Origin of the sequence: Nocardia sp. NPDC059154 (assembly GCF_042755705.1) — a bacterium.
In the GTDB taxonomy this organism is placed as follows: Bacteria; Actinomycetota; Actinomycetes; order Mycobacteriales; family Mycobacteriaceae; genus Nocardia.
In genome coordinates this window covers 1-7,253 of record NZ_JBHZCS010000036.1, presented here as the reverse complement: position 1 = coordinate 7,253, position 7,253 = coordinate 1, and the positions used below count along the sequence as shown (strand labels likewise).

Genomic DNA, 7,253 nt, shown 5'->3' with positions numbered 1-7,253 from the left:
GTGGGTGTTGTTTGGGTGGGGGGGGGGGGGTGGTGTGGCTGGTCGCTCCCCCCCCCCCCCCCCACCACCCCCACGTGCGGCCGACCCCTCGACGGCCGCTGGAAACAGGTCAATTGGTTACGATGCCGTGGATTTCGTCCCGGAGTTCGGCGAGGAATACGCGGGCATCGGTGTCGAACACGGCCATTCGAGTCAAAGCCACCCAGCGGCGGCGATGGGCGTCGACAAGTTCGGGGCCGCGAGTGACCATGCTTCCCGGGATCGGTTCCGCAGAGGCGAGTGCGTGGTCCTCGTTCTCATAGATGACGAAACCGTGCGGGATCGTGGTGCTCGCCTCGATATCCTGCGGAATCACCCCGATGCTGACCGTATCGAGGGTCTCGATCGAGATGATCCGGTCCAGTTGCGCGAGGAGCACGCGATGCGGGCCGGGCCGAAAGCGCAGGGCCGCTTCGGTAATCAGGAATTCGAAGCGCTTCGCGGGGTCGTACAGCACACGCTGGCGATCCAGGCGCGCGGCGAGCGCAGCCGCCAGAGCGTCGGGCGCATAGGGCGGATCGAAGGTGGCGAACACCCGGCGGGCGTAGTCGGCGGTCTGGAGCAGACCCGGCACCAGTGCGGGCTGGAAGTTCCGCACCACGTGCGCGTCCTCCTCGAATGCCCGTACGTCGTCCTGCAAATGCGGGCGGTCTGCGAGTGAGGCCGCCCAGTCCTGCACCTCGGGCGAGTGCGCCGCTACGGTGAGAGTGCGCAAAGAATCCTGAGAATCCGCTTCTGCCCCAACCGCTTTGGCCCAATCGAGCACCTGCGGTAGCGGGGGAACCACGTGGCCGGCTTCGATCCTGGACAACGTCGACTGGCTGATTCCGACTCGTTTGGCCAACTCCCGCCCGGAGATTCCGGCCATGTCCCGCAACCGGCGCAGCTCCGCGCCCAACTGCTGGCGCGGGTGCGACTGGCGCGCAACGGAATTCGCGGCGGTTGCCGCCGCCACCGTAGCGCTCTCTGCCGGTTGATTCACTGGAACCATGATGATTCAGATCGAATCATCTTGATTCATCCGAGTCAAGACTCGGCCGGTCGCAACGGGAATCAGGGCGTGTGGGATCGGACACATGAGCAAGGGAGGGCTGCGCCGAGGAGCTGAACCATTGGGAGAGCAGGCTTGCCGAAGATCCCGACTACAGCGCCGGTTACGGTCGGCGCATCGTTGAGTGGCTGCGCGAATCGAAGCCAGCCGGCAAAGCATCATCGGCTTCTGGGGTGGCTCGCAGCCACGCAATCCCACTGGCAAACCGGCTGCGCCTGCCTAGGCAGCCGAAAGCGAGCATCCGCTACCGCCTGGTGACCGTGCTGACCGAACCGGCCAGCACGGGGGACGGAAGATCAACTGGCCGTGACCATCCGGAGCCGACCGAAGGCACCGTAATGCCGGATGGCGGGCAGTTCGGGTCAATCAGCGGTCAGGGCGGTGAAAGCCGTGGGCCAGTCCACAGGGGTATGCCCGTCATACAGTTCGAAAGTCTTGCCTTGGGATTCGGGGTAGAGCAGGGCCGCGACCGCCGCCTGGGCAACGATCTCGCGGCTGACGCGACCGTCGCCGCGATCGCCCTGTTCGAGATGCACACCGGTGGCAGGTGAATTCGTGAGCCAGCTGGGGCGGACGATCGCGTACGGTGCGCCGCTGTTCCGCAGTGCCTGTTCACCGGCTCCGCGCGCGCGGATGATGCCTGCCATGTCGGGATGTTCGGCGGCGCGGGTGATATAGATCTGAGAGACCAGAACGACGGGGATCTTCTGTGCGGCGGCCAGTTCGGCGAGCTGTCCGACTCCGGTGTGCATCACCGCGTCGGCGGCCGCGTCATCCACGGGCGGCTCGACCGAGACGATGATGCCGTCGACGCCTGCCAGCATCCGGGGATCGAGCGGGTTCGCCAGGTCGACCGCGATGCTCTGCTCGTCCCGAGGACGCCGGGTGCCGACGACCACCTCGTGACCGAGGTTGCGGAGCAGGTCGACGGCTTGCCGACCGGTGCGGCCCGTGCCTCCGATGACCAGGTACTTCATGAAACTCCTCTGTTGCGGAAAACTCGTCACCAGGGCAGGGGGTGGCCGTCGCGGAAGAAGCCCCCGGTGGGCCCGGAGTCGGGAAGGGTTGCGGCCCAGACGATTCCGGCCGCGCCCTCGGCGACGGGGCGGCCGCCGGGGCCGCCCATATCGGTGGCCACCCAGCCCGGGCAGATGGAGTTGACCAGGATGTGGTCGGAGCGCAGCTCGGCGGCCAGCATGCGGGTGAGAGCGTTGAGGGCCACCTTGGTTGTGTTGTAGGCGGGGGTGCCGCCGCCCATGCCGGTGAGGGAGGCGGCTTCGCTGGAGACGTTCACGATGCGGGGATGAGAGCTCTTGCGCAACAACGGCAAGAAGGCCTGCACCATGCGCCAGGGCCCGTAGAGGTTGGTTTCCGCGGCCTCGTGCACGACCGCCAGGTCCGCGGTCGCCGCCCGCTGCCAGGTGTCGTAGGTGATTGCGGCATTATTGATCAGGACATCCAGTCGACCGTGCACGCCTTCCACTTCCCGGGCCGCCGCCACGACACTGGCGTTGTCGGTGACATCCAGCAGCAACGGGAGCGCCCCCACCTCTGCGGCCGCGGTCTTCCCGGCTTCCTCCGACCGCGCACCCAGCAACACGGTGAACCCGCGTTCGGCCAGCTGCCTGCAGACTTCCCGGCCGATCCCGCGGTTGCCGCCGGTGACCAGCGCCATATCGCTCATGATTATCGATCTTGCCGCCGAATCGCCAAGCCGTCGAGTCGCTTTCGCTCAACGGGGCCAGCAAGGCCCGCGAAGCTTCGCGGATTCGGGTCCAGTGCCGCGAAAGATCGCGCACATACGCGTGGATCTGAGGCCGCACAGCAGTGCGGATCATTTTATGGTGGTGGGAATGTCGGTCATGCGCGCGTCGTAGCCGGTTTCCGGGTTGACGACGCGGCCGGCGGCCCACCAGTTCTCGCGGGCTGTTTCGAGGATCATCATCAGGATGTCTTCTTCCGGGACGTCGGCGAACACCCGTAGATTCGCGACGATCTCTTGGAACAGTTCGTTCTTCTGCTCGGCGGTGCGCTGGTTGAAGGACAGCTGGATGAGCATGGTGCGCTCACTGCGCGGCAGGCCGAACACCATCTGCTGCATGTGGAAGTTGTCGGGCGTGACCTCGAGAAAGACGTGAAACTGGTCGTCCTGGGGGATCTTCAAGGCGTCGACCATGGCTTTGTGGAGGGCGGCGGAGACGTTGCGGCGGTACTCGGGCGTGGTTCCCTGGCGTAGGTAGATGTTGATCAGCGGCATTGTCGTTTCCTTTCGGTGCGTTGTGTGATGTGTCAGGCGATGGGCGCGGGGACCTGGAAGCAGGCCAGCAGCGCGCTGGTGTTGAGGTACTGGCCGACGAGATTGACCAGGGCGACAAGCCCGTCGATGCCGAATGTGGTCACCGCGTCGGCATAGAGGTCGTCTGGAACCTGGTGATCGCGGACGAGAGCGGTGGCCAGGCGGTGGGCGATATCGGCCTCGGCACGCAGACCCCGAGGCGTGTCGCCGTGCCCCAGCGCTGCGATCGCGGTCTCGGGCACGCCCGCGCGCCCGGCGCCTGCGGTGTGGGCGTAGAGCGCGTACTCGGCTCCCCACTCAGCGGCCACGGTGAGAATGACCACCTCACGGACGTCGGCCGGGATATCGGCTCGGGCGATCGCCTCGGCCCACTCCAGCAGGGGCTGGGCTATGGCAGGGCTGCGCAGCATGGCGTTGAACGGGCCGATCAACCGCCCGTCGGGCAGCACGGCCAGGTAGCCTGCCCCTTCCGCGGTGCGCAGGCGCGTGTTTCGCAGCCTGGTGTGGACGGCGCGTTGCGCCCCATCGAGCGCATCGGGAAGAAGGAGGGGCAACCGCCCGCCCAGTTCGGCGGTTCCGGTGGTGGATTGCTCGTTCACGCTTTGCACGTTAGGTACCGCGCTGCCATTCGGAAAGCGAATGCTTCGCATACTGGATATGCTGATTACTCATGGACGTCACGGTGGTTGGGCTGCGGGTTCTGCGTGAGGTGGCCGAGCGAGGCACCTTCACGGCCGCGGCACAATCGCTCGGATACACGCAGTCGGCGGTCTCCCGGCAGGTTGCGGCCCTGGAGCAGGCCACCGGCGTTCGACTGTTCGACCGCTATCCCGGCGGCGTGCGGCCGACCTCGGCGGGCCTCGCCCTACTGCGACACGCAGTGACAGCGCTGGACGCGTTGGATGCGGCCGATCGGGAACTGCGCGGTACCGAGGACGACAGCGGTCCGGTGCGGCTCGGCTTCTTCCCGGCCGCGGGAGCGGTGCTTGTGGCTCGCGCCCTGGCAACCCTGCATCGGCAACGCCCCCACATCCGGGTCACCACCCGGGAGAGCACGACCCCATCGCTGGTGCGGGCACTGCGCGCCGGCACTCTCGACCTCGCCGTGCTGTCCTCGCGGCCACCGCACCGCTCGCCCGACACCGACGATCCTTCCCTATGGGTAGAACCGCTGCTGGAAGACCGTCTGGTCCTGGCGGTTCCGGCGAACGGCCGGTTCGCTGACCGCACCAGCGTCTCCGCAGAGCATCTCGTCGGCGAGACGTGGATTGCCAGCCCTGCCGGCATCGATGAGCCGCTGCTGGGTGTCTGGCCGGGCTTGCCTGGACGGCCCCGCGTCCAGCACGCCGCCCGTGACTGGTTGACCAAACTGCACATGGTCGCAGCAGGAGCGGGCATCACCACCGTTCCCGCGACGCTGCTGTCCGCGATCCCTCCCGGCGTCCGCCTCATCAGCATCGACGACCTCCCCGAGGAACGACGCCGCGTCAGCGTGGTTCGCCTGCCCGGCCCCACCACGGAGCCGACCCGAGCCCTCGTCCACGTCCTCCACACCCACGCCGCCGACATCGCCGAATAACCCGCCGAACTACCGGCCCGACGTGCTCTACCTCCGCACAGTCCGGAAAACCTTGATCCTGTCGAGCGAGATTCGGCAGCGAACGCAGTAGCTTCTGCACGCGGTGAACGTCCTGTCCAACGGGCAGGGCAACAACGACGCGACCACGCACCACTCGGGCCGAACGGCGGTGGCGGCCTGGTCGTCGACATGACTGCCTTCGACCGCATCCACAACATCGATCCCGACACCGGGGTCGTCGATGTCGATGCCGGAGTCAGCCTCGACGCATTGATGAGAGCCGTTCTGCCCCAGGGCTTGTGGGTTCCGTTGTTGCCGGGACCCGGCAGGTCACCGTGGGCGGTGCGATCGCCTCCGACGTCCACGGCAAGAACCATCCGGACGGTGCGGAGGCGGAGCTGTTCTGGGCCGGCTCCTCGCGCGTGCTGTGAGCAACCTCTGCATTGTGAGGTTCTGTGGACCCGGTCGGTCGCCGTACGTAACGTAGGTCACGTTGGTATGAAATATCCTGTCGCACAGGAGAATTGTTGTTAGCTTGCCCAAGCGCTGCGTTGGCAGTGTGAGGTACGGCTAGGAGTATAAAGTGAAACACTCATGGTTTACTCGGGTGGGGTTCGGAATCGGCGCACTCACGGCGTTGAGTGGGGCCGCGGTGCTCACCGCGGGCATGGCGGTCGCGGAAATCCCTGCGCCCCCGACGGTTCCGGGGGCCACCCACTGCGTGAACACCGCCTATCTGGTGTCTTTCTCGTCGAGCGGGCTGACCGCCGACGCCGCCCGGGTGGAGCTCATCGACTTCGCGCAGCAGACCCCGCAGCAGCCGACGATCGGCAGCGTGGTGGTCGTGAATGGAATCGATCCGGTCATCCAGTGGATTCCGACCGTTGTCGGCAGCCACGAGCTGACCGCCAACGTCATCTTCAAGGACGGCTCGGTCTGGGGTACCACCCGCAGCACCGTCACCGTGGCGGACGCGTCCGGCTGCGGCGGCACCCCCACGACCACTCCACCGCCCACCACGACCACTCCGCCGCCGACTACGACTACTCCGCCGCCGACTACAACCGCCCCGGCGCCCGCAGCCTGGCAGCAGGGCGTCCACTACAACGTCGGTGACGTGGTGTCCTACAACGGGTCCCAGTATCGCTGCATTCAGGCGCATACCGCGGACGCTCCGGACTGGACCCCACCGAATACCCCGGCGCTCTGGCAGAAGATCTAGGACGCGAAAGTCCTCCCACGACAGGGAAAGCGGGAGGGTTCGGGGTGCGCTGGTTCAGCTCACCAGGTCGCGGGTGTTCACCGCACCCTGCCATGCGATCCGCCCGGAAATGGCCGAAGCCCCGGTCGCGAGGCGACCGCGGCTTCGGTGAGAACCATTGCGCTACTCCGATTTAGACGTCGAAGTACAGCTCGGACTGTCACCTGGGTATTTGTCGTTGTTGGTCGCGTTGCACTATTGGGCTGACCTGCGGGTTCCCTATTGATGGTTGTTGATGGTTTGAGAGGGTTCCCGAATCTCCTGCGTACCCAGATCGCTTGCAGCACTGCCGGAGCCCGCCTGCACACCACGGAGGCGATCCGGCACTGACCGCGGTGCTGCTCGTTCAAGCCGTCGAAGCCCAAATCCACGGCGTCATTCTGACCCGCTCGACGACCGCACGATCGACGATTGCCTCGAGATCGTGATCGAGTTCTGGACACGAGCCCTCACCGCACAGACAACCTGATCGCGCCGCAGAGGTCTCAGCCGAATATCCGCTACTGCCGCGGACCGCGCTGACCGAGCCGGCCAGTGCGCGGCAGTGGAAGATCAACGGGCCCTGGGTCTTCGACGTTGGCGGAACACAGGTTACTGCCGAATGCAGTGCGCTTCTGCGATCGCCGGACCCTTCTACCGCGCCTGTCGAGTGGCTTTGTTGAGGCAGAATGTGAGAGAGGTCTCGACGCTTATTGCATCCGTGGCTCAGAACGGCGTGATCACCTTTTTGGATCGGCAAACCTGGCGGCGCGCGAGAATGATCCCCCCGAGCTTGCTCTCGGCTGAGGTGAGAGTTCTGGATGCCTCGACGACGAAACCGGCATCCTCTAGCCACGCACGCATTTGGCTGTGCTGGCGACGATGGACATAGAGGTTCATTTGGTGCCCGCCATAGCCATGGGTCATCAACTGCGACTCGTTTCCGACGTGGAAGCCAAGCAGCAGCGGCCCGCCGGGACGAAGCACCCGCTGGAAATGCGCTAAGACCAAGCCGATCTCATCGTCAGGGATATGGATCAGCGAGTAC

The 7,253-nt window shown here is 65.9% G+C and carries 7 protein-coding genes and 2 pseudogenes; 3 read left to right on the top strand and 6 right to left on the bottom strand.

All coding sequences use genetic code 11. The annotated features are described in order from the left end of the window. Positions 1 to 109: 109 nt before the first annotated feature. From ACFXN1_RS28165 to ACFXN1_RS28145, 5 genes are all read right to left on the bottom strand, one after another. Complete coding sequence (locus tag ACFXN1_RS28165; RefSeq protein ID WP_379440260.1) at positions 110 to 1,030, bottom strand: helix-turn-helix domain-containing protein; 921 nt, start codon at positions 1,028 to 1,030, stop codon at positions 110 to 112. 422 nt (positions 1,031 to 1,452) lie between these two features. Beyond that, positions 1,453 to 2,067, bottom strand: coding sequence for an SDR family oxidoreductase (locus tag ACFXN1_RS28160; protein ID WP_379440261.1), 615 nt, complete (start codon positions 2,065 to 2,067; stop codon positions 1,453 to 1,455). Between the two features lie 26 nt (positions 2,068 to 2,093). Beyond that, positions 2,094 to 2,774 carry an SDR family oxidoreductase gene (locus ACFXN1_RS28155; RefSeq protein ID WP_379440263.1) on the bottom strand — a complete coding sequence of 227 codons (681 nt, stop codon included), beginning with the start codon at positions 2,772 to 2,774 and terminating at the stop codon, positions 2,094 to 2,096. 150 nt (positions 2,775 to 2,924) lie between these two features. Continuing rightward, a complete protein-coding gene (locus tag ACFXN1_RS28150) occupies positions 2,925 to 3,347 on the bottom strand; it encodes a tautomerase family protein (protein ID WP_379440264.1) in 423 nt (140 codons plus the stop codon). 32 nt (positions 3,348 to 3,379) lie between these two features. Continuing rightward, the gene (locus tag ACFXN1_RS28145) at positions 3,380 to 3,985 is read right to left on the bottom strand and encodes a carboxymuconolactone decarboxylase family protein (RefSeq protein ID WP_379440266.1); all 606 of its coding nucleotides are present in this window, start codon (positions 3,983 to 3,985) and stop codon (positions 3,380 to 3,382) included. A gap of 71 nt (positions 3,986 to 4,056) precedes the next feature. On the opposite strand from ACFXN1_RS28145, the gene ACFXN1_RS28140 reads away from it, so the two are divergent. The 3 genes and pseudogenes from ACFXN1_RS28140 (at position 4,057) to ACFXN1_RS28130 (ending at position 6,187) form a co-directional block, all read left to right on the top strand. After that, positions 4,057 to 4,965, top strand: a complete 909-nt coding sequence (locus ACFXN1_RS28140; RefSeq protein ID WP_379440267.1) for a LysR family transcriptional regulator — start codon at positions 4,057 to 4,059, stop codon at positions 4,963 to 4,965. A gap of 69 nt (positions 4,966 to 5,034) precedes the next feature. Continuing rightward, positions 5,035 to 5,375, top strand: a pseudogene (locus ACFXN1_RS28135) (FAD-binding protein); the annotation flags it as partial. Positions 5,376 to 5,572: 197 nt separating this feature from the next. Then, complete coding sequence (locus tag ACFXN1_RS28130) at positions 5,573 to 6,187, top strand: carbohydrate-binding protein (protein WP_379391502.1); 615 nt, start codon at positions 5,573 to 5,575, stop codon at positions 6,185 to 6,187. A gap of 744 nt (positions 6,188 to 6,931) precedes the next feature. Here ACFXN1_RS28130 and ACFXN1_RS28125 read toward each other — a convergent pair. Beyond that, positions 6,932 to 7,253: pseudogene (locus ACFXN1_RS28125) on the bottom strand (hypothetical protein); the annotation flags it as partial.

Coding starts and splice junctions, on each gene's coding strand:
- ACFXN1_RS28165 (WP_379440260.1), bottom strand. CDS start 1,030: ATGGTTCCAGTGAATCAACCGGCAGAGAGCGCTACGGTGGCGGCGGCA.
- ACFXN1_RS28160 (WP_379440261.1), bottom strand. CDS start 2,067: ATGAAGTACCTGGTCATCGGAGGCACGGGCCGCACCGGTCGGCAAGCC.
- ACFXN1_RS28155 (WP_379440263.1), bottom strand. CDS start 2,774: ATGAGCGATATGGCGCTGGTCACCGGCGGCAACCGCGGGATCGGCCGG.
- ACFXN1_RS28150 (WP_379440264.1), bottom strand. CDS start 3,347: ATGCCGCTGATCAACATCTACCTACGCCAGGGAACCACGCCCGAGTAC.
- ACFXN1_RS28140 (WP_379440267.1), top strand. CDS start 4,057: ATGGACGTCACGGTGGTTGGGCTGCGGGTTCTGCGTGAGGTGGCCGAG.